At 52.9% G+C, this 22,519-nt stretch carries 19 protein-coding genes; 10 read left to right on the forward strand and 9 right to left on the reverse strand.

Annotated features, from left to right (window positions below; all coding sequences use genetic code 11):
- Window positions 1–4 precede the first annotated feature (4 nt).
- The 3 genes from FDW94_RS19280 to FDW94_RS19290 are packed head-to-tail and all read right to left on the reverse strand — an operon-like array spanning window position 5 to window position 2,699.
- Window positions 5–433 carry a diol dehydratase small subunit gene (locus FDW94_RS19280; protein WP_003024721.1) on the reverse strand — a complete coding sequence of 143 codons (429 nt, stop codon included), beginning with the start codon at window positions 431–433 and terminating at the stop codon, window positions 5–7.
- A 2-nt stretch (window positions 434–435) separates the two neighbouring features.
- The gene (locus FDW94_RS19285) at window positions 436–1,020 is read right to left on the reverse strand and encodes a propanediol/glycerol family dehydratase medium subunit (RefSeq protein WP_137378101.1); all 585 of its coding nucleotides are present in this window, start codon (window positions 1,018–1,020) and stop codon (window positions 436–438) included.
- 11 nt (window positions 1,021–1,031) lie between these two features.
- Window positions 1,032–2,699 (reverse strand): propanediol/glycerol family dehydratase large subunit, encoded by a 1,668-nt coding sequence (locus FDW94_RS19290; RefSeq protein ID WP_048215504.1) that lies wholly within the window; start codon window positions 2,697–2,699, stop codon window positions 1,032–1,034.
- 393 nt (window positions 2,700–3,092) lie between these two features.
- On the opposite strand from FDW94_RS19290, the gene FDW94_RS19295 reads away from it, so the two are divergent.
- From FDW94_RS19295 to FDW94_RS19310, 4 genes are read left to right on the forward strand one after another with little or no spacing between them, the layout of a single operon-like run.
- On the forward strand, window positions 3,093–3,521 hold the full coding sequence (locus FDW94_RS19295) for a heme-binding protein (protein WP_137378102.1): 429 nt from the start codon (window positions 3,093–3,095) through the stop codon (window positions 3,519–3,521).
- Window positions 3,522–3,543: 22 nt separating this feature from the next.
- Complete coding sequence (gene dhaT / locus FDW94_RS19300; protein ID WP_003024734.1) at window positions 3,544–4,707, forward strand: 1,3-propanediol dehydrogenase; 1,164 nt, start codon at window positions 3,544–3,546, stop codon at window positions 4,705–4,707.
- A gap of 16 nt (window positions 4,708–4,723) precedes the next feature.
- The gene (locus FDW94_RS19305; RefSeq protein ID WP_103284692.1) at window positions 4,724–5,077 is read left to right on the forward strand and encodes a glycerol dehydratase reactivase beta/small subunit family protein; all 354 of its coding nucleotides are present in this window, start codon (window positions 4,724–4,726) and stop codon (window positions 5,075–5,077) included.
- Complete coding sequence (locus tag FDW94_RS19310) at window positions 5,078–5,608, forward strand: cob(I)yrinic acid a,c-diamide adenosyltransferase (protein WP_137378103.1); 531 nt, start codon at window positions 5,078–5,080, stop codon at window positions 5,606–5,608.
- Here FDW94_RS19310 and dhaR read toward each other — a convergent pair.
- Both dhaR and FDW94_RS19320 read right to left on the reverse strand, forming a co-directional pair.
- Entirely contained in the window at window positions 5,586–7,511 is a 1,926-nt protein-coding gene (gene dhaR / locus FDW94_RS19315; RefSeq protein WP_137378104.1) for a dihydroxyacetone kinase operon transcriptional regulator DhaR, read from the reverse strand. The two genes, FDW94_RS19310 and dhaR, sit on opposite strands and share 23 nt — an antisense overlap.
- A gap of 90 nt (window positions 7,512–7,601) precedes the next feature.
- On the reverse strand, window positions 7,602–8,699 hold the full coding sequence (locus FDW94_RS19320) for a glycerol dehydrogenase (RefSeq protein WP_079935257.1): 1,098 nt from the start codon (window positions 8,697–8,699) through the stop codon (window positions 7,602–7,604).
- A 562-nt stretch (window positions 8,700–9,261) separates the two neighbouring features.
- On the opposite strand from FDW94_RS19320, the gene FDW94_RS19330 reads away from it, so the two are divergent.
- Window positions 9,262–10,920 (forward strand): glycerone kinase, encoded by a 1,659-nt coding sequence (locus tag FDW94_RS19330; RefSeq protein WP_137378106.1) that lies wholly within the window; start codon window positions 9,262–9,264, stop codon window positions 10,918–10,920.
- Window positions 10,921–11,443: 523 nt separating this feature from the next.
- Here FDW94_RS19330 and cfa read toward each other — a convergent pair.
- Window positions 11,444–12,598, reverse strand: coding sequence for a cyclopropane fatty acyl phospholipid synthase (cfa, locus tag FDW94_RS19335; RefSeq protein WP_008785859.1), 1,155 nt, complete (start codon window positions 12,596–12,598; stop codon window positions 11,444–11,446).
- Between the two features lie 67 nt (window positions 12,599–12,665).
- Between cfa and FDW94_RS19340 the strand changes: the two genes are divergently transcribed.
- Window positions 12,666–13,514, forward strand: a complete 849-nt coding sequence (locus tag FDW94_RS19340) for a helix-turn-helix transcriptional regulator (protein ID WP_003828520.1) — start codon at window positions 12,666–12,668, stop codon at window positions 13,512–13,514.
- Here the strand turns inward: FDW94_RS19340 and FDW94_RS19345 are convergent, their stop codons facing one another.
- A complete protein-coding gene (locus FDW94_RS19345) occupies window positions 13,515–14,288 on the reverse strand; it encodes a siderophore-interacting protein (protein ID WP_057067405.1) in 774 nt (257 codons plus the stop codon). It abuts the gene before it with no gap.
- 235 nt (window positions 14,289–14,523) lie between these two features.
- On the opposite strand from FDW94_RS19345, the gene FDW94_RS19350 reads away from it, so the two are divergent.
- Complete coding sequence (locus FDW94_RS19350; RefSeq protein WP_167820709.1) at window positions 14,524–15,207, forward strand: PadR family transcriptional regulator; 684 nt, start codon at window positions 14,524–14,526, stop codon at window positions 15,205–15,207.
- A gap of 53 nt (window positions 15,208–15,260) precedes the next feature.
- Here FDW94_RS19350 and FDW94_RS19355 read toward each other — a convergent pair whose 3' ends face one another.
- Entirely contained in the window at window positions 15,261–16,781 is a 1,521-nt protein-coding gene (locus FDW94_RS19355; RefSeq protein WP_079934933.1) for a PAS domain-containing methyl-accepting chemotaxis protein, read from the reverse strand.
- 430 nt (window positions 16,782–17,211) lie between these two features.
- Here FDW94_RS19355 and ygjG point away from each other — a divergent pair, with 430 nt between their 5' ends.
- Complete coding sequence (gene ygjG / locus FDW94_RS19360; protein ID WP_057067552.1) at window positions 17,212–18,591, forward strand: putrescine aminotransferase; 1,380 nt, start codon at window positions 17,212–17,214, stop codon at window positions 18,589–18,591.
- Between the two features lie 77 nt (window positions 18,592–18,668).
- Here ygjG and FDW94_RS19365 read toward each other — a convergent pair whose 3' ends face one another.
- On the reverse strand, window positions 18,669–19,001 hold the full coding sequence (locus FDW94_RS19365) for a tRNA-binding protein (RefSeq protein ID WP_016157522.1): 333 nt from the start codon (window positions 18,999–19,001) through the stop codon (window positions 18,669–18,671).
- A 209-nt stretch (window positions 19,002–19,210) separates the two neighbouring features.
- Between FDW94_RS19365 and ebgR the strand changes: the two genes are divergently transcribed.
- Window positions 19,211–20,194 carry a transcriptional regulator EbgR gene (gene ebgR / locus FDW94_RS19370; protein WP_137378107.1) on the forward strand — a complete coding sequence of 328 codons (984 nt, stop codon included), beginning with the start codon at window positions 19,211–19,213 and terminating at the stop codon, window positions 20,192–20,194.
- Window positions 20,195–20,401: 207 nt separating this feature from the next.
- Window positions 20,402–22,519 (forward strand): beta-galactosidase subunit alpha (ebgA, locus tag FDW94_RS19375; protein ID WP_249358645.1); only part of this gene is annotated, 2,118 nt, incomplete at its 3' end.

Consider the following 22,519-nt stretch of genomic DNA (forward strand, 5'->3'; position numbering starts at 1 on the left):
TCCGTCACTGACTGCCTTTACGCAGCTTATTTCTCTGCTGGTATACCTCTGCCGATTCGCGGACAAACCCGGCGTTCACCGTGGCGTGCCAGGTGTGTTCCAGTTCATCGGCAATGGCCTGCAACTCGGCGAACGAAGAACGAAACGGCCTCAGTGCGTTGTAGATCTCCAGAATGCGGGCATCCGGGATCGCAATCAGTTCTGCCGCACGACGAAAATTGCGCGCCACGGCATGACGCTGCATCTGCTCGGCAATCTGCGCCTGGTACTCCAGCGTTTGCTGAGAAATACGCACATCCTGCGGCCCTACGCGGCCCGCCAGCACATTCTCAAGGGTAATGTCGGTTAGCGGCTTGCCGGTAGGCGTCTGGATTTTCTCCGGGCAGCGGGTGGCTAATGGGTAATCCTGCGCGGTCATGATGTTGTCGTTCATGGTCATTCCCTTACCAGTGCAATATGCAACGTGACAGGCGCAGCATCCTGCACCACGTGTTTGGTTTCTTTGATATGAAACAGCGCGGCCTTGGCCATAAATTTAGGGCGCACCATCTGGTCATTGACCACTGGCACCGGCGAAGGCGACTCTTTGCGTGCATATCGCGCGGCGTTTTTACCAATCTGACGATAGGTTTCCAGCGTCAGCAGCGGAGCCTGAGAAAACAGTTCCAGGTTACTTAGCGGCAGCAGATCGCGCTGATGAATCACCGTGGTTCCTTTCGACTGGATACCAATCCCAATGCCTGAGCCGCTGAGATTTGCCGCATCCCATGCCATAAAAGAAACATCCGAGGTGCGCAGAATTCTCACCACCCGCGCATGCAGCCCCTCTTCTTCGATGCCAGCAACCAGCTCTTTCAAAATCGCGTTGTGCGGCATATCAATCAAGGTTTTATGCTGATACTTATCAAATGCCGGGCCGACGCCAATCACCACCTCATCCACGCGTTCATCCGCGTTAGCCGCCTCGCCTTCGCTCACCTGTAAGGTGAAAACCGGCTTACATTCAGTTGTGCATTCCACTGTGTACCGCCTTATTCGATCGAGCCGGGCTGAACCACGCCCGCAATATTTTTAATTTCCGCCCAGCGTTCGGCACTGATGCGATAGCCGGTACCAGGTCCCTGATAATCATTGATGTCGTTGACGGCGCTGACGACGTCGAACTGGCGATCCAGAATGGCCGACGTTTGCAGGTAATCACCGGTAACACGCTGTCTCAGCATGTTGAGGATATTGCTGGCGATATCTTCGAAGCCGCTGCAACTCAACGCGCCGACGATATCCAGCCCGGTGATATTGCGCTTCATCATCTCTTCCACGGCAGCCAAATCCTCAACTACATTACGCGCAGGCATATCTTTGCTGCCGTGAGCATAAGTAGCAGCTTCGACTTCTTCATCGCTAATCAGCGGCAGGCCCAGTTCGCGGAACACTGCCTGAATGGCGCGTGCGGCCTTATTGCGAATGGCGATGGTTTCCTCTTCCGTGACTGGACGCAGACCGCCGTCAACCATCAGATCGCGTTGCAGAATGTTGTAATCATCGAAATCTTCAGCGTCGAAGTTCGACCCGGCAAACATGTTGTCGTAGTTGGGTACCGCGCTGTAACCGGAGAAAATAAAGTCGGTACCCGGCAGCATCTGCATCAGGGTGCGGGCAGTACGGCGAATATCGGAGTGGGAAAAGGTCTGGTCATTGGCGGAGGCCACTTCAAGGTCGAGCATTGAGGCAATCAGGTTTTCCGCCAGCACCGCGCGGATCCCTGACGGCACTGCGCCGGTCATGCCGATACAGCTGACCGCACCATTTTGCAGCCCCTGTACGCCCGCGCCTTTGGTGATAAAAATGCAGCGCGACTCCAGATAAAGCATCGATTTACTTTCGGAATAGCCCATCAGCGCTTCCGAGCCGGTGCCGGAGGTGTAGCGCATCTTCAGACCACGCGACGCATAAGCCGAGGCGAGAAACGCTTTGGACCACGGCGTGTCATCACCGTCGGTAAACACCGATTCTGTGCCATACACCGACACCGTTTCGGCATAACTGGTTAGCCCTCGCATGCCCAACTCCAGCTCCGTGGCCTCTTCAACGGAACATTGCGTCAGCACACCGGGGCGACCGCACTGGGAACCCACCAGCAGTGCCAGGGCGTTAAACGGCGCGTAGCGGGCGATCCCGACCGTCGTTTCCTGCTCGGAAAAGCCGCGGATCCCCGCTTCAGCAGCGTCGGCGGCAATCTGTACCGGGTTATCTTTCAGGTTAGTCACGTGGCACTGGTTGGAGGGAGTGCGTCTGGCGCGCATTTTTTGTAGCGCCATCATCATCTCCACCACGTTCATTTGCGCCATCACTTCCACCGCTTTCGCCGGGGTGATGGCGGTGGTAATGGCAATAATCTCTTCCCGACTGACGTGGATATCCACCAGCATTCTGGCGATCTCCAGCGCGTCGAGCTGCATGGCGCGCTCAGCTTCGGCCACGTTAATCGCATAGTCGGCAATGAAACGGTCGATCATGTCGAACTCGGCTCGGCTCTTACCGTCCAGCTCAACAATACGACCATTTTCCACCTTCACCGACGACGTCGGATCGTAGGGGCTTTCCATGGCGATCAGCCCCTCTTCAGGCCATTCGCCAATCAGCCCATCCTGATTTACAGGCCGCTTCGCAAGCACTTCGAATCGTTTTGATCTTCTCATGATTTATTGACTCAAAAGGTAAAAAATAGGGACGCCGGGCCGCATTGCCGGGGACATCACACCCGGCATTCGCCTTTCATCAGCAATGGCCGAACTCTAAATGAGCCAAGCAATAAAAAAAATAAAATTAATTTCGTTCCAATTTGGCACCTAATAAAAATGCATCGTTCCATATTGAAACGCAATTCAGGAATATCCATCGTGAATTGTGACGAGGTTAAATGATCATTATCAATAAACGCAAAATCAGGGAAATAAATTTAATTTTTATGAAAAATCCACCCTATTGACTTAATAATGCGCCGCGAGAAAATAAGGTAAAGCCAATGATAAAAATAGCTGTTGCGCGATATGTTTCGTGACCTCAGCCCTACAACATTTTCAGGAGAGACTGTGAATAAGAGCCAACAAATTGCCACCATTACGCTGGCGGCTGCAAAAAAAATGGCGCAGGCCGTTGAGGCTAAAGCGCTTGAGATCAACGTTCCGGTGGTCTTTTCCGTGGTGGATCACGGCGGGAATACGCTGCTAATGCAACGCATGGACGATGCGTTTGTCACCAGCTGTGATATCTCTCTTAATAAAGCGTATACCGCCTGCTGCCTGCGCCAGGGTACCCATGAAATTACCGACGCGGTACAACCTGGCGCTTCGCTATATGGTTTGCAGCTTACTAACCAACAGCGCATTGTTATTTTCGGCGGCGGCTTACCTGTCATATTAAACGGTAAGTTAATTGGTGCCGTTGGCGTTAGCGGCGGCACTGTCGAACAAGACAGATTATTAGCAGAAACCGCACTGAATTTTTTCTCTGAATTATAATTTAAATCTAAGAAGGTATATTATGAGCTATCGTATGTTTGATTACCTGGTGCCAAATGTGAACTTCTTTGGCCCCAATGCTATTTCCGTTGTCGGCGAACGCTGCAAACTGTTAGGCGGTAAAAAAGCGCTGCTGGTTACAGATAAAGGTCTGCGGGCTATTAAAGACGGTGCGGTAGATAAAACACTCGCCCATTTACGTGAAGCGGGCATTGACGTGGTGGTTTTTGACGGCGTTGAGCCAAATCCCAAAGACACCAACGTGCGCGATGGTCTGGAGGTCTTTCGCAAAGAGCATTGCGATATCATCGTTACCGTTGGCGGCGGTAGCCCGCATGACTGCGGTAAAGGCATCGGTATCGCGGCAACTCACGAAGGCGATCTCTACAGCTATGCCGGGATTGAAACCCTGACCAACCCGCTGCCGCCTATCGTTGCGGTGAATACCACTGCCGGTACCGCCAGCGAAGTCACCCGCCACTGCGTGCTGACCAATACCAAAACCAAAGTGAAGTTTGTGATTGTCAGCTGGCGCAACCTGCCGTCGGTCTCCATTAACGATCCGCTGCTTATGCTCGGCAAACCCGCTCCGCTGACCGCCGCGACCGGTATGGACGCCCTGACCCACGCCGTAGAAGCCTATATTTCCAAAGATGCCAACCCGGTCACCGACGCCGCCGCTATTCAGGCTATTCGCCTGATCGCACGCAACTTGCGTCAGGCCGTAGCGCTGGGCAGCAACCTGAAAGCTCGCGAGAACATGGCCTACGCCTCTCTGCTGGCGGGCATGGCCTTCAACAACGCCAACCTCGGCTACGTTCACGCAATGGCGCATCAGCTTGGCGGTCTGTACGACATGCCACACGGCGTGGCGAATGCCGTTCTGCTCCCGCACGTGGCGCGCTATAACCTGATCGCTAACCCGGAGAAATTTGCCGATATCGCAGAATTTATGGGCGAAAACACTGACGGACTTTCCACCATGGATGCCGCCGAACTGGCCATTCACGCCATTGCCCGTCTCTCCGCTGACATCGGCATTCCGCAGCATCTGCGCGATCTGGGCGTCAAAGAAGCCGATTTCCCGTACATGGCGGAAATGGCGCTGAAGGACGGCAACGCCTTCTCTAACCCACGCAAAGGGAACGAGAAAGAAATTGCCGAGATCTTCCGTCAGGCATTCTGATAACGCAGGGGGCGCAATGTCACTTTCATCACCGGGTGTACATCTGTTTTATCACTCACGCTGGCAGGATACTCGCGTGCTTGATGAGCTGTGCTGGGGACTGGAAGAGCAAGGCGTCCCTTGCCGGGCAATCTGTTGCGACGAGCATGACTGCGCGCTGGCATTGAGCAAACTTGCGGCCAAAAGCTCAACGCTACGTGTCGGTCTGGGTCTTAACGCCACGGGTGATATTGCTTTAACCCACGCCCAGTTGCCCGAAGATCGGGCGCTGATCCGTGGGCATATCCGCGCCGGAATTGCGCAGATCCGAACGCTTGGCGCCAATGCCGGTCAACTGGTCAAAGTACTTCCCTTCAACGAGATAAAATAAATGTACCGCATCTACACCCGAACCGGCGATAAAGGCACGACCGCGCTGTTTGGCGGCAGCCGTATCGACAAAGATGACATCCGCGTTGAGGCCTATGGCACGGTGGATGAACTGATTTCCCAGCTTGGCGTCTGCTATGCCAGCACGCACCAGACCGGGCTACGCCAGGACCTGCACGCCATACAGAAGATGCTGTTTGTACTGGGTGCAGAGCTCGCCAGCGATGAGAAAGGACTCGCGCGCTTACAACAGCTTATTGGCGATGAGGATATTCAGGCGCTGGAGCAGCTTATTGACCGCAATATGGCGCAAAGCGGCCCGCTCAAAGAGTTTGTTATTCCGGGGAAAAATCTGCCATCGGCACAGCTACACGTTGCGCGAACTCTGACGCGCCGACTGGAGCGGATCCTTATCGCAATGAGCAGAACGCTGACGTTACGCGATGAACCCAGGCGTTACATCAACCGACTGTCGGACGCGCTGTTCTCGATGGCGAGAATTGAAGAAACTAGTCCAGATGCTTGCGCTTAAACTGGCTGGCATCAATGTCGTATTGCTTCATCTTGCGCCACAAGGTAGTGCGACCAATGTTCAGCAGTTGCGACATCTCCTGTACGCGTCCGCTGGTGACGCGAGCAGCATGGATAATCGCCTCTTTTTCGATAGCGGTAAAGGTCAGACTGGCTGGCAGCAGTGAAGACGCCGTCTCCAGACCAGGACGTTCGGCAAACAGATAATCCGGTAGATTGCTCAGCCGAATATGGCCGTTATCACTGCTGATAGCGATGTTTTCGATAATGCTGTTCAGCTCAAAGTCATTGCCCGGCCACGAATAGGCCACCAGTTGTGCCAGCGCGTCGTCGTCGATCTTCAAACTGGATGAAAAGCGTTTTTTCAGGCTATTCAGCCGCGTATAAATCAGCGAGGGAATACTGTTACGCCGCGCCCGCAGCGGGGGGATCACTATCTCAAAAGAGTGCAGCGCGTAATATAGCTGACGGCTAAAGCGGTTTTGCTCCACCAGATTGGCTAGATCAACCGTGGTGGTGGCGATCACTTTGACATCCACCGGAATCAACCGACGGGCATCCAGGCGGGTTAGTACCCCCTGCTTGATCACCTGTAACAGCGCGGATTGCAGCTCCGGCGCCAGATATTCAATTTTTTCCAGAAACAGCGTGCCGCCGTTCGCCAGTTCAAGACGGCTCAGCCGACCATTTTCATCGTCGGTGGGCGCACTGCCCATAAAATCCTGCCCCAGCACGCTATTGGCATACAGTTGACAGTTCACGGCAATATACGGTCCGCTGGCGCGCTCGCTTTCATTGTGAATCGCCTGACTCAGCAGCTCTTTACCGACGCCCTCTTCCCCGCACAGTAGGATCGGGAAACTTCCCCTTGCCGCCTGGCGACCGAAATGGATCAAGCGACGGGTTTCCGGATCGTCTGTCGACATCTGCTCGAAGGTGTGACTCACCTTGCCGAGCTGGCTGGTCATCAGCTGGCGCATTTGCTCCACCGGATGCAGCAGCAGGATAAAGCTGTTGCCCTGTTCCTCAACAATCGGTTTTAGGGTGATGACGGCATCAACAAACTGATGCTGGCTTTCAAAGGTAACTTCGACGTGATTCAGGCCGCGGGCATGTTTGATCGCCCGGCGCAGCAGCATGGGGAGATTGAGCAGATCGTGAATGTTTTTTCCCTGACTGGCCTGCGCATCGAGATGCAAAAGCAGCGCCGCACGCGCATTGAGGAACTGCAATACGCCCTGTTCGTTCCAGGCCATCACACCATCATCCATACTCTCCAGCAGCCCGTACATCTGGTTCAGATGGCGGTTGGATTCAGCCAGCAGGCTGTCGGTCAGCAAAGAGTTGCCGACTTCTCTGGCAATCGCCAGCGTCAGGGATAAATCAGAAACGCACTCATGCTCCACCAGACAACACAGCGAGATGGAGCCGAACAGTCGACCATGGTTATCGAAGACCGGCGTCGAGCAGAACGACCACGGATGCAGAGCCTGTTTAAAATGCTGATCGCCAGAGGTTTTTGTCGGCTGGCCCGGCATCGTCGCCAGCGACAAGGCACAACTGCCAATGATGCTTTCCGCACAGTAGCTGCCGTCGCGAAACCCAAGCTCCGCCAGCTGTTCCACCGTCTGCGGATCGCCGCAACGGCTGAGGATACAGGCTGATTCATCCAGAATCAGCAGCGCGCACGGGCGGCCGTCCATAAACTCCCAGGCATCTTCCAGCGCAGCCTGAGCAATCGTCAGCAACGCCGTCTTGCGACGACAAATCGACTCAAAGGTCAGCCCTTGCGCCTGATGCGGCGCCTGCCAGGTTTCCCGCTGCATAAACTTGCTGCAACGATGCCATGACTGGGCAATGATTGAAGAGACTTCCTTCCCGATGCTATGCGTGTGCGCCGTCATATCCCTTTCCGCTGTTTAACCATAGACAACCCCTCCGGCAGAGACTGTCAGAGGGGAGAAGATGCCGGATAAAAACCTACCGACGACTGATTAACGCGCCAGCCACTGCTGTCCAAGCAGGTCTGCCGTCAGAATAGCGGCATGTACGCTTTCAGGCGTTACCGGGAACGGCATATTGTGGATGGTTTCACCTTCTGCACAGGTCGCTTTTGCTACGGCCATGATCTTGCCGTCAACGTCTTCTTTCACGCCCATTTCCGCTAACGTTACCGGCAGGCCTACTTTCTGACAGAAATTCAGCACGGTTTCGATCTCTTCCATCGGGCTGTTTTGCAACACCAGCTGCGCCAGCGTACCAAAGGCGACTTTTTCACCGTGGTACAAATGGTGGCACTCTTCCAGAATCGTAAAGCCGTTGTGGATCGCATGCGCCCCTGCCAGACCGCTGCTTTCAAAGCCGATGCCGCTGAGGTAAGTGTTAGCTTCGACAATACGCTCCAGCGCATCGGTCACCACGCCGGCCTGCGCGGCAAAGCGTGCCTTCTCGCCTTCCGCCAGCAGGGTATCATAGCACAAGCGCGCCAGGCTCAGCGCCGCCACGGTGGACTGTCCGCCCGCCATGCTGGTCGCTCTGGCGTCATAACAGGCTTTCGCTTCAAACCAGGTCGAGAGCGCATCGCCCATCCCGGCCACCAGCAGACGTACCGGCGCTTTGGCAATGATTGCAGTGTCCATTACCACCATATCCGGGTTTTTCGGGTAGATAAGATACTCTTCAAACTCACCGGCTTCGGTATAGATAACGGACAGAGCGCTGGTTGGCGCATCGGTAGACGCGATAGTCGGGATCACCACCACCGGCAACTTCTGGTAGTAGCCAATCGCTTTGGCGGTATCCAGCGTTTTCCCACCGCCAATCCCAACCACACCGCGGCAACCGTGCTGTTTCAGAATGGTAATCAGGCGATTAATTTCAACATGGCTACATTCACCGTTAAAGCGTTCCGCATGGCAGCTAATGTCGTGGCTGTGCAGGCCGTTGAGTACCTTCTCTCCCGCCAGTTTCATCACGAAGTCATCCGCAATCACGAAAAAGCTGTCCGCCAGATTTTTAGCGTATTGACCAAACAAGGTGGAAGCGTCAGGACCCTGGAGATATTTGGCTGGAGATTGAATAACTTTTAGCATTCCTTTCATCCTCAAATAAGTACATGTTTTTACATGGTGAGCCCTGGCGTTAACCTGTTTGGCCTGATGCTGACGGCGAAAACGGGAGGTACCGGAGCGATGCAATAACTGTATGGCGAGGCGTGCACAAAAAAATCTTTCGTCTTTTTGTTCTGATATGAAACAGATAAAAACGACACATGTTCCATATTGGAACACTTAACCATAAAAAATATAAGGTTTGCGATCCCGATCCGTTCATTTGCCGCCAAATCTCCGGCACAGACGAATCTCACTTTCTCTTTTACCCACTCACTTGCCAAAATACCGGTAAAAAAAAAGCTGACAGTACCGTGTGACCTGCATTCATCGCGAGAGGAAAAAGTCGAGCAAGCTCGCATTGTGGTCGTTCACCGTTCTTTTAGGTTTCATTTCGGAACAAAAAACAATAACAACGTTCCGTAATGAAACTCATTTTAACATTGTTTTTTTCCACGCTGACTTCGCCAGAATCTCTCTATCGCCTCCGCACCATGACCATGCTTCCGGGGGTTTGTCTTACACTCAACCTCAAGGAGCCGTTATGTCTCAATTCTTTTTTAATCAACGCACCCATCTCGTGAGCGACGTCATCGACGGTACGATTATCGCCAGCCCGTGGAATAACCTGGCGCGTCTGGAAAGCGATCCGGCCATTCGCATCGTGGTCCGTCGTGACCTCAACAAAAATAACGTGGCGATCATTTCCGGCGGCGGTTCAGGGCACGAACCCGCGCACGTTGGGTTTATCGGTAAAGGTATGCTAACCGCCGCAGTCTGTGGCGACGTGTTCGCTTCCCCGAGCGTAGATGCGGTACTGACCGCCATTCAGGCGGTAACCGGTGAGGCGGGCTGTTTGTTGATCGTGAAAAATTACACCGGTGACCGTCTTAATTTCGGTCTTGCCGCCGAGAAAGCCCGTCGCCTTGGTTACAACGTTGAAATGCTGATTGTCGGCGATGACATCTCCCTGCCGGATAACAAACACCCGCGCGGCATTGCGGGAACCATCCTGGTGCATAAAATCGCGGGCTATTTTGCCGAACGCGGCTACAACCTCGCCACCGTCCTGCGTGAAGCGCAATACGCGGCCAATAACACCTTCAGTCTGGGCGTTGCGCTTTCCAGCTGTCATCTGCCGCAAGAAACCGACGCCGCCCCGCGTCATCATCCGGGCCACGCGGAGCTGGGTATGGGCATTCACGGCGAACCAGGCGCCTCGGTCATCGACACCCAGAACAGTGCGCAGGTGGTGAACCTGATGGTGGATAAACTGCTGGCTGCCCTGCCTGAAACCGGCCGTCTGGCGGTGATGATTAACAATCTTGGCGGCGTTTCTGTTGCCGAAATGGCCATAATTACCCGCGAACTGGCCAGCAGTCCGCTGCATCCGCGTATCGACTGGCTGATTGGCCCGGCCTCGCTGGTTACCGCGCTGGATATGAAAGGCTTTTCACTGACGGCTATCGTGCTGGAAGAGAGCATCGAAAAAGCGCTGCTCACAGAGGTGGAAACCAGTAACTGGCCGATGCCGGTCCCACCGCGTGAAATCAGCTGTGTACCGTCATCTCAGCGTAGCGCACGCGTGGAATTCCAGCCTTCGGCGAACGCCCTGGTGGCCGGGATTGTGGAGCTTGTCACCACAACCCTTTCCGATCTGGAGACCCATCTTAATGCGCTTGATGCCAAAGTCGGCGATGGCGATACCGGTTCAACCTTTGCCGCAGGCGCGCGGGAAATTGCCAGCCTGCTACATCGTCAGCAGTTGCCGCTGGATAACCTTGCCACGCTGTTTGCGCTGATTGGCGAACGTCTGACCGTGGTGATGGGCGGTTCCAGCGGTGTGCTGATGTCTATTTTCTTTACCGCCGCCGGGCAGAAACTGGAACAGGGAGCTAACGTTGCCGAAGCCCTGAATACGGGACTGGCGCAGATGAAGTTTTACGGCGGCGCAGACGAAGGCGATCGCACCATGATTGATGCACTGCAACCGGCCCTGACTTCGCTGCTCGCACAACCGCAAAATTTGCAGGCTGCATTCGACGCCGCGCAAGCGGGAGCCGAACGAACCTGTTTGTCGAGCAAAGCCAATGCGGGTCGCGCATCGTATCTGAGCAGTGAAAGCCTGCTCGGAAATATGGACCCCGGCGCGCACGCCGTCGCGATGGTATTTAAAGCGCTGGCAGAGAGTGAATTGAGCTAAGCCATAAGTGCCTGATGCGCTTCGCTTATCAGGCCTACGAGTACAAACCTATGTAGGCCGGATAAGGCGCTTGCGCCGCCATCCGGCAAAAATACGCCTGATGCGCTTCGCTTATCAGGCCTACGAGTACAAACCTATGTAGGCCGGATAAGGCGCTTGCGCCGCCATCCGGCGAAGATACGCCTGATGCGCTGCGCTTATCAGGCCTGCGAGTACAAACCTTTGTAGGCCGGATAAGGCGCTTGCGCCGCCATCCGGCAAAAATACGCCTGATGCGCTTCGCTTATCAGGCCTACGAGTACAAACCTATGTAGGCCGGATAAGGCGCTTGCGCCGCCATCCGGCAAAAATACGCCTGATGCGCTTCGCTTATCAGGCCTACGAGTACAAACCTATGTAGGCCGGATAAGGCGTTTACGCCGCCATCCGGCGAAGATATGCCTGATGCGCTACGCTTATCAGACCGATGAGTGCAAACTTTTGTAGGCCGGATAAGGCGCTTGCGCCGCCATCCGGCAGAACGTTAACGATAAACGCGGATCCCGCCCTCTACGCCGCGGCTAAACAGCACCTGCCAAAGCTCAATATCTCTGGCGCGGAAAGCCCCTGCGCAGGCACATAAATAATAATTAAACATTCTTCTGAAGGTGGCGGAGTAACGTGAAGACAGTTCCGGCCAGGCCTGATTAAAGCGCTCATGCCAGGCCATCAGCGTTTTATCATAATCGCTGCCGAAGTTATGCCAGTCCTCCATCACAAACCGTGATTCGCTGGCCTCGGCAATATGGGAAATTGCCGGTAAGCAACCGTTCGGGAAAATGTATTTATTGATCCACGGATCGACGCTCATCCCTTTTTTATTGCTGCCAATAGTATGCAGCAGGAACAGTCCGTCTGGTTTTAAACAACGGTCGGCGATGCTGAAATAGGTGTCGTAGTTTTTCGGCCCGACATGTTCAAACATCCCCACGGACACAATGCGATCGTAGTGTTTATCAAGATCGCGATAATCCTGCAGCAGAATGTTAACGTCCAGCCCTTCACAGCGCTGCTGCGCCATTTTCTGCTGCTCTTTGGAAATGGTAACGCCTTCTACCGCCACGCCATAATGACGCGCCGCATATTCTGCCAACCCGCCCCATCCACAACCGATATCGAGTAAACGCATACCCGGCTTAAGCTGCAGCTTCTCGCAGATCATTTTTAATTTGGCATTTTGCGCATCGTCTAAGGTGGTCGCGTCTTTCCAGTAACCGCAGGAATATTGCATATGCGGATCAAGCATCAGCGCAAAGAGATCGTTACCAATATCATAATGTTCTTTACCGACGATCCATGCGCGGCTCCGTGACTGCAAATTAAACAGGCGTGCGCTGGCAATGCGTAAAATATCTTTCAGATTACCTGGCATCTGCTGGTCGAGTTTTGCTTTCAGGATTTTGCAGAACAGAATATCGAGCCGTTCGCAGTCCCACCAGCCTTCCATATAGCTTTCGCCAAGCCCTAATGAGCCTTGTTGCAATACCCGTTTAAAGAAACCGGTATGATGAAGTTGAATGTCCCAGGCGCGCGAGCCATTAATTCTGATATCCGCTTGCGAAAGCAGCTCTTTTCCCATTCGGGTCCAGTTATCATTTGTTTCATTGACGATGACAGCATCTGAACAAAGCGAGTTCATGGTATTTACCAAAAGTGGGCTAAAAATTATTACGCAAGATTATTATGGAAAAAAGAGTGTATGTATTATGATCCGCGGACAAGATCTATCGAGCAGCGGACACACCATCGGGAGCATTGACGATTCATTTATGGAAACTCTCGCGCAAAAACAGTGGAACTCCTTCCCGGATAACTCCATGACCGAACTGCCGCAGGACGTATTCTTTCGCTCTTATGTCCTGGAAGCCAACCACCATGTACCGCAGCATTCACACTCTTTTATGCAGTTTCATTTCGCCCGCAAAGGCAGCATGCGCATTGATGTTGCCGGTAAGTGCTGGATAATCCCGGCGCATTATGGCATTTGGATCCCAAATAATACGGAGCATGCGGTTTGGGCATTAGATGATGTGTATTTAGAAAATCTGGATATTAAACCGGGTTTTCTTGAAGAGAGCATCAATGAATGCAAAGTAGTGGCTATCAGTGATTTCGCCAGAGAGTTTATTCATTACGCCACGAATTCAATTTCAGGCCATTATGATAGTCAGTCAAAAGAGGGCAAGCTGGTTAGTGTGCTGGTCGATATTATTCTGCAACTCCCGGAAGTCGCTTTTGTATTACCCTGGCCGCAGGATCGCGAATTAACCAAAGTCTGCCGAACAATACAAGAATCCCCCGCACTGGAGCATTCGGTTGAATACTGGGCGCAGCATTTGGGTATGTCTGCCCGTACCTTTTCACGCCATTTCAAAAAAGAAACCGGATTGCCTTTCAGCGTCTGGAAGCAAAAAATGCGAATACTTGAATCGGTATTAATGCTGAAGAAAAATAAAAGCGTAACCGCCGTGGCACTCGACGTTGGGTATTCAAGCACCGCGGCATTTAGCTACGCATTCCGCCAGGCGTTTGGCGTTCCGCCCTCTAATTACTAATTAACGGCGTTGATGCCAGTAAGCCGCTGCACGAACCCGTTGCTGATCGAACGCCTCGGTTTCAAAACGAGCACTCAGGTTTTTGACCACCTTGCCTTCGCCGGTGATCCAGATGAAATAATCGTCTGCGGGCACGCTTAGCCGCGATAAGTGTTCATTCACCGCCTGCTCATCATGGCCGATAAACCACTGAAGAGTAAATCCGTCGAGATGGGCAAAATAGTCCTGGTAGGCTGCATCCTGCACGCTAACCAGCGCCGTGACGTGCGGACGTACCGCCAAACGGCTGAGCGACTCCAGGCGTCGGCGCAACGCGGGCATTCCCGACTCATCACACACGTAAACCTGATACGCATAGTCCTCTGGTACCACCAAAGAACCGCGCGGCCCGCCAATCGTCAGCTTGTCACCCCCACGGGCATTCATCGCCCATGTACTTGCCACGCCGCCGTCATGAATATAGAAATCCAGTGCCAGCTCATGGCGTGTTTCGTCATACAACGGCGTGTAGTCACGGGATAACGGACGTACACCGTCAGCCCAGACAATGCCTTCATCGGTGACGACAGGTGGTACAAAGTTGCTGCCCGGTTCAGGGAAAAAGACCTTGGTATGGTCGTCAAAGCCGTGTGAGCTAAAACCGTCCAGAGCGTCACCGCCCAGTACAATACGCTGAAAGCCCGCGCTAATACGCTCTACGCGCAGGACAGTAAGTTCTCGAAAACGCAGTTCATTGCGAACGCGCTGTGGGTAGCGTGAGATGTTTTTTGTCATTTTTTCGCCTTGTGAAGATAATACGATATATCTAAATTGATTTTTTAAATGATAATGATTGCTAATCAAAAATATTGCAAGCACTTTTTGATATAGTTAACTTATGATTACCCAGTTATCACAGACAAATAAAAATAGATAATAATCATAATGTTATAAAACATTTTATTTGTAGACTTGCAAACTGATAGTTTTTAGATATAAATTAGATATATCTAAACAACATCAGGAGACGATGATGCAAAACCATCATGAAGGTTGCTGTAAGCACTCAGAGCACCAACACGAAGGCTGCTGCAAGGGTGAAGGACATCACCATGAAGGCCGCCACAACGAGCACCATGCAGGTTGCTGCAAAGGTGAAGAACATCGCCATGAAGGCTGTAACAAAGAACATCACCACGAGCAGGGTTGCGGACATCGCCACGGTCGTGGTGGCGGCGGAGGGGGTCGTCGTCAGCGGTTCTTCGGCCACGGCGAATTACGCCTGGTGATTCTGGATATCTTGACCCGCGACGCCAGCCACGGCTATGAGCTGATTAAAGCGATTGAAACCCTGACCCAGGGTAATTACACCCCAAGCCCGGGCGTTATCTATCCAACGCTGGATTTCTTGCAGGATCAGGCACTGATCACCGTCAGCGACGAGGAAGGTGGGCGTAAACAGATTGCGATCACGACTCAGGGCCAGCAGTGGCTGGATGAGAACCGTGAACATCTGGAACATATCCACGAACGGATTAAAGCCCGCTGCGTAGGTTTTGAATTACGCAAAAATCCACAGATGAAACGCGCGCTGGAAAACTTCAAAGCCGTGCTGGATCTACGCGTCAATCATGGTGATACCAGCGATGCGCAGATCAAAAAAATCATCGGTATTATCGATCGCGCTGCGCTGGATATTACTCAGCTGGATTAATCTGCACAGCAGGCGGAACCCATATGCCTGACGTTCCGCCTGTATTTTTAGTATTAATGCAGCACCGTAACCGCATCTTCCAGACGACCCGCGCGATGTTTCACCATCGCGGAAATCTGCGCACTCTCTTCAACCAGTTCGGCGTTTTTCTGTGTAATGTTGCTTAATTCATTCACCGCGCGGGTCAGGCTGGAAAGACCATCTGACTGTTCCAGCGTGGAGTGGCTGATTTGGGCGATCAGCTGAGTGACGTTTTGCACCTGCGCCACAATATCGTCCATCGTGCGTCCTGCGGCGTGAACCTGGTCAGATCCGGACTGCACCTTGTCAGCGCTGGCATCAATCAACTTGCGGATATCATTGGCTGCACTGGCGCTACGGCTAGCAAGATGACGTACTTCTCCCGCCACCACGGCGAACCCTTTCCCTTGCTCGCCCGCCCGCGCGGCTTCAACAGCGGCATTCAAAGCCAGAATGTTGGTCTGGAAGGCAATATCGTTAATCAGCGTCGTAATGGTGCCGATCCGCTGGGTGCTGTTGGCGATATCGTCCATGGTTTTGATGACGGTATCCATCGCCTCACCGCCGTGCGTTGCCGCGCTGCTGGCGGCAATAGAGAGCTTATCGGCCGCGGCGGCGGTCTCTGAGTTTTGTTTCACCGATGCCGCCATCTGATTCATGGTGGTCACCGTTTCCTGCACGTTCTCGACGGTCTGCTGCGTATGCTTGTTTAAATCGTCGCTGCCTTTCGCCAGCGTTTCGCTGTCGCTGCGCACGCAACTCACCTGGCTGGAGACGTCGTGAATGAGCCAGCGACACATTAACCCAAGCTGGCCCACTGCTCGTAGCATCAGGCCTAGTTCATCACTACGGTTAAGATGCGACACGCTGTTCCGCTCACCGGTCGCCACTTTCAGCGCCTGACGGGTGACATTCTCAATAGGACGCACAATTTGCCATTCGAAAATAGCCGTTCCCAGCACCATCACCAACGCGCTCATCAGCAGTAACGGCCATTCGGCGCCCATTTGCTGCAATGCGACCGCTAGCAGGACAAACAGGAATGCCATCACGCTGCGCACCCGCCAGCGAATCGGCATCGCCGGCAGTTTACCCAGCCAGCCTTTGCGTACCACCAGCCCTTTATGAATACGCCGGTTGCAACGTCCTTCGTTCAGCGCTTTATATAAAGGCTCTACCGCCGCAATTTCCTCGTCAGTTGCCCGGGTACGAATCGACATATACCCGGTCACGCGTCCTTCCCGCACCATCGGCACCGCATTGGCCCTCACCCAGTAGTGATCGCCATTCTTACGCCGGTTTTTCACAATCCCGCTCCATGGCTCGCCCTGCTTCAGGGTGTACCACATATCCGCAAACGCCGCTTTTGGCATGTCCGGATGACGAACCTGATTGTGCGGCTTATCGAGCAATTCATTCAGCTGATAGCCACTGACCTGGACAAATGTATCGTTCGCATGGGTGATATAGCTTTGTAAATCGGTGGTAGACATGAGGGTGATATCATCATCCAGCGGTGTATTTTGCTGACTAACGTAGGGATGAGAAGACATGATTGCGTCCTGTGCAGGTTATCTGGTTGTTAACTCTTTCGGCTTATGTTATTTCGGCGATAATTTTTTTATCTTTAGTTGTTAAATTTGATTTAGATCGCAATTTGCGATTAAACCTCAAAATTTGTACGCATTCTAATCCATTGATTTAAAATACTTTCATCTAGTAACTATTCAACGTCACTTCTACCAGCGCACCGTCACAGTGCAAATATTGCCCATTTTTAGCGCAAATTTGCGTTTATTCGATCTGTTTTCAGGCTTCTGACCTGGGCAAAATGCCAGCAAATGTTAAAACATGGCATTAAATGTTGCGCAAATGAGATATTTCCTGGTGTTTATCCCGATTTTTGCTAAGCGCGCCGGAATGGCGCAATCCCTGCAATACTTAAATCAGTATCATGTGATACGCGAGCTCCGGGAGCATATTTTGAACAGGTTACCTTCCAGCGCATCGGCCCTGGCCTGCAGCGCACACGCACTGAATCTCATTGAAAAGCGCACGCTTGATCATGAGGAAATGAAATCATTGAACAAAGAGGTGATTGAGTACTTCAAGGAGCATGTCAATCCGGGGTTCTTAGAGTATCGAAAATCTGTAACTGCAGGCGGGGATTACGGAGCCGTAGAGTGGCAAGCGGGAAGCCTGAATACGCTTGTCGACACCCAGGGGCAGGAGTTCGTCGATTGCCTGGGTGGTTTTGGAATTTTCAACGTGGGGCACCGTAATCCAGTCGTGGTTTCCGCCGTACAGAATCAACTCGCGAAACAACCTCTGCACAGCCAGGAGTTACTTGACCCTCTGCGGGCCATGCTGGCAAAAACCCTCGCCGCACTGGCGCCCGGTAAACTGAAATACAGTTTTTTCTGTAACAGCGGGACCGAGTCGGTTGAAGCCGCCCTGAAGCTGGCGAAAGCATATCAATCGCCGCGCGGTAAATTTACGTTTATTGCCACCAGCGGCGCATTCCACGGTAAATCACTGGGCGCGCTGTCCGCTACGGCTAAATCCACCTTCCGTAAACCTTTTATGCCGCTGCTGCCGGGCTTCCGTCATGTGCCGTTTGGCGATATTAACGCAATGCGCACCATGCTCAGCGAGTGTAAAAAGACCGGTGACGATGTCGCAGCTGTGATCCTCGAGCCGATCCAGGGTGAAGGAGGGGTGATCCTGCCGCCGCAAGGTTATTTGACCGCCGTTCGTAAACTTTGCGATGAGTTTGGCGCGCTGATGATCCTTGACGAAGTGCAAACCGGCATGGGGCGTACCGGCAAGATGTTCGCCTGCGAACACGAAAACGTGCAACCCGACATTATGTGCCTGGCCAAAGCGTTGGGCGGCGGTGTGATGCCAATTGGCGCGACCATTGCCACCGAAGAGGTGTTCTCCGTCCTGTTCGACAATCCTTTCCTGCATACCACCACGTTTGGCGGCAACCCGCTCGCTTGTGCAGCTGCGCTGGCCACCATTAACGTCCTGCTGGAGCAAAATTTACCGGCTCAGGCGGAGCAGAAAGGCGATATGTTGCTGGATGGTTTCCGCCAGCTTGCGCGGGAATACCCGGACCTGGTGCATGATGTACGCGGTAAGGGAATGCTGATGGCGATTGAGTTTGTCGATAATGAAATCGGCTACAACTTTGCCAGTGAGATGTTCCGCCAGCGGGTGCTGGTTGCCGGCACACTTAATAATGCAAAGACGATCCGCATCGAACCACCGTTGACGTTAACGATCGAGCAATGCGATCTGGTATTGCGATCGACGCGCAAAGCCCTGGCAGCATTACGGGTGAGCGTGGAGCAAATGTAACAACCTTACCCGGCCTATAGAAGACACTCTTTTGTAGGCCGGATAAGGCGTAGCCGCCATCCGGCAATTAACCTAACTTAAACAATCCGCACACCAGCAGGCATAAGGCGTTCTGGCGTCAACAGTACGCTTTCACTACCGTCGTCGGTTTCCGCACACAGCAGCATGCACTCTGATGTCTCACCGCGCATTTTGGCCTTTTGCAGATTACACAGCACCACCACCGTTTTGCCCATCAACTCCTCTTCACTGTAGTAAGGCACCAGGCTGGTTACGGTTTGCAGCGTACGCTCTCCCACATCTACCTGTACGATATACAGCTTATCGGCATTGTCATGGCGCTTTACCTGTGCGATTTTTCCAACACGTATTTCCATTCGGGCAAAATCAGCAAATGCGACGGTATCCATTGTTTTCTCCTTTGGTAAAATTTTACTAAATACTAGCAAAATATTTTCCGGGCATTGTTCTCAAAAGCGGGAAAATGACGTACTCATCACACTCTGAAAGCCCAGTTTTACCCCGAGCATGTCAATTAATCATGCTTTTTTTACTGAAAACAGATGAATAGATAAGCACTTCATTTACAATGCGCAGGTAACTCAGGGAAAAGGCAAACATGGCAACACTTAAAGACATCGCAATCGAAGCTGGCGTGTCCCTGGCGACAGTGTCCCGGGTTTTAAACGATGACCCCACGCTGAATGTAAAAGAAGAGACTAAGCATCGCATTCTGGAGATCGCGGAAAAGCTGGAGTACAAAACCAGCAGCGCCCGAAAGAACCAGACCAGCGCGCTCGGCCCCCAACATATTCTGGCGCTCTACAGCTATCAGCAAGATTTGGAAATCAACGATCCTTACTACCTCGCGATCCGCCATGGGATTGAAACCCAGTGTGAGAAACTCGGGATCGAACTGACCAACTGCTATGAGCACAGTGGTCTGCCGGAGAGCAAACACATTACCGGCATTCTTATTGTCGGCAAACCTTCTCCCGCTCTGCGCGAGGCGGCAACAGCGCTTACCGACAACATCTGCTTTATCGATTTCCATGAATCCGGCAGCGAATATGACGCCGTCGATATCGATCTGGCACGCATCAGCAAAGAGAGCATCGACTTCTTCATTGCCCAGGGCGTCACCCGCATTGGTTTCATCGGTGGCGAAGACCAGCCAGGCAAGGCCGATATCCGCGAAGCCGCGTTTGTCGAATACGGTCGTCTGCAGCAGGTCGTTTCTGAACAGGATATCTATCGCGGCGGTTTCTCCAGTTCATCAGGCTATGAACTGGCTAAAGAAATGCTGGCGAAACCCGACTATCCCAGCGCCCTGTTTGTGGCTTCAGACTCGATTGCCATTGGCGTTCTGCGCGCCATCCACGAGCGTGGTCTGAATATTCCGCAGGATATTTCGCTGATTAGCGTTAATGATATCCCAACGGCGCGTTTCACCTTTCCTCCGCTTTCCACCTTTCGCATTCATTCGGAAATGATGGGCAGTCAGGGCGTCAACCTGCTGTTCGAAAAAGCCCGTGACGGGCGTGCGCTCCCCCTGCTGGTTTTTGTTCCCAGCAAGCTGAAACTGCGCGGCACCACCCGCTGAAATCCCCCGTTAACCCGCCCGGTTTCTTCTGATGCCGGGCGCGCATTGTCATGCATTCTTTTCCGCGTCCGAATTATTTTCGTGATCCAGTTAAAGTAAATCACCTCACCCGCTATATTTTAGTAAAACTTTTACTAAAATCACCATCAATTACACTTACCCACCATTACAATGAATGGTTCCGATTTTTCTCCACCGGGAGGCCTTATGAATCGCTGGGAAAACATTCAGCTCACCCACGAAAATCGACTGGCGCCACGCGCATATTTTTTCTCTTACGACTCCGTTGCGCAGGCTCGCTCGTTTGCCCGCGAAACCAGCAGTCTCTTTCAGCTGCTAAGCGGTCAGTGGAATTTTCAGTTCTTTGAGCATCCGCTGCAGGTGCCGGAAGCCTTTACGTCGCAGTTTATGAGTGACTGGGGCAGCATCACCGTCCCCGGCATGTGGCAGATGGAAGGACACGGCAAGCTGCAGTATACCGACGAAGGTTTTCCTTTCCCGATTGATGTCCCCTACGTTCCGACCAATAACCCCACCGGGGCCTATCAGCGTATTTTCACCCTCAGCGAAGGCTGGCAGGGCAAACAGACGCTGATTAAGTTTGATGGCGTAGAAACCTACTTCGAAGTTTACGTGAATGGTCAGTACGTTGGCTTCAGCAAAGGCAGTCGCCTGACGGCCGAATTTGATATCAGCGCGGTGGTGAAGACCGGTGATAACCTGCTGTGCGTTCGCGTAATGCAATGGGCTGATTCCACCTACGTTGAAGACCAGGATATGTGGTGGTCGGCGGGAATTTTCCGCGACGTCTATCTGGTCGGCAAACAGGCGACCCACATTCAGGATTTTACCGTTCGCACCGAGTTCGATGATGACTATCGCGACGCCACCCTCTCCTGCGACATTGCGCTGGAAAACCTGGCCTCCACGCCAGCGATAGCGTCGCTGGAATACACCTTGTTTGACGGTGAGAAGGCGCTGCATAGCGGTGTGATTAACACCCTGAAGGTGGATAAACAAACGCAGACCGCTTTTCATTTCAAGGTTAGCGCGCCGCAGCAGTGGTCTGCGGAATCGCCGTATCTCTACCATCTGGTGATGACGCTGAAAGATGCCAGCGGCAACATCCTTGAGGTCGTGCCACAGCGCGTTGGATTCCGCGATATTAAAGTTCGCGACGGTCTGTTTTACATCAATAACCGCTACGTGATGCTGCATGGCGTTAACCGCCACGATAACGATCATCTTAAGGGCCGCGCGGTCGGTATGGATCGCGTTGAAAAAGATCTGCTGTTAATGAAGCAGCACAACATCAACTCCGTACGCACCGCCCATTACCCGAACGATCCGCGTTTCTATGAATTGTGCGATATCTACGGCCTGTTCGTGATGGCCGAAACAGACGTTGAATCTCACGGCTTCGCCAATATCGGCGATATCAGTCGGATCACCGACGATCCACTGTGGGAAAATGTCTACGTTGAGCGCATCGTGCGCCACGTCCATGCGCAGAAAAATCACCCTTCGATCATCATCTGGTCGCTCGGTAACGAATCCGGATACGGCTGTAACATCCGCGCCATGTATCACGCTGCGAAAGCGCTGGATGACACGCGTCTGATCCATTACGAAGAAGATCGTGACGCTGAAGTGGTGGATATCATCTCCACCATGTACACCCGCGTGCCGCTGATGAATGAGTTTGGTGAATATCCGCATCCTAAACCGCGCATCATCTGTGAATATGCTCACGCCATGGGCAACGGTCCCGGCGGGCTAACAGAATATCAGAACGTCTTCTATCAGCATGATTGCATTCAGGGGCACTATGTCTGGGAATGGTGCGATCACGGGATTCAGGCTAAAGATGACGACGGCAACGTCTGGTACAAATATGGCGGCGACTACGGCGACTATCCGAACAACTACAACTTCTGCCTTGATGGCCTGATTTATTCCGATCAAACCCCAGGACCGGGACTGAAAGAGTACAAGCAGGTAATTGCGCCGGTGAAAGTGCGCGCACAGGATCTGGCCCGCGGCGAGCTACGGGTAGAAAACAAACTCTGGTTCACCACGCTTGACGACTACACCTTGCATATTGAGGTTCGCGCCGAAGGAGATACGCTCTCTGTTCAGCAGATAAAACTGCGCGACGTTCCTCCCAACAGCGACGCGCTGCTGCAATGCGCACTGCCGGAGCTGGATGCGCGCGAAGCGTTCCTTAACGTCACCGTGACGAAAGATTCCCGCACGTCATACAGCGAAGCCGGGCATCACATCGCGACTTATCAGTTCCCGCTGAAGGCCAGAACGGCGGCTGCC

This window comes from Citrobacter sp. wls757 (genome assembly GCF_005280935.1).
In the GTDB taxonomy this organism is placed as follows: domain Bacteria; phylum Pseudomonadota; class Gammaproteobacteria; order Enterobacterales; family Enterobacteriaceae; genus Citrobacter; species Citrobacter portucalensis.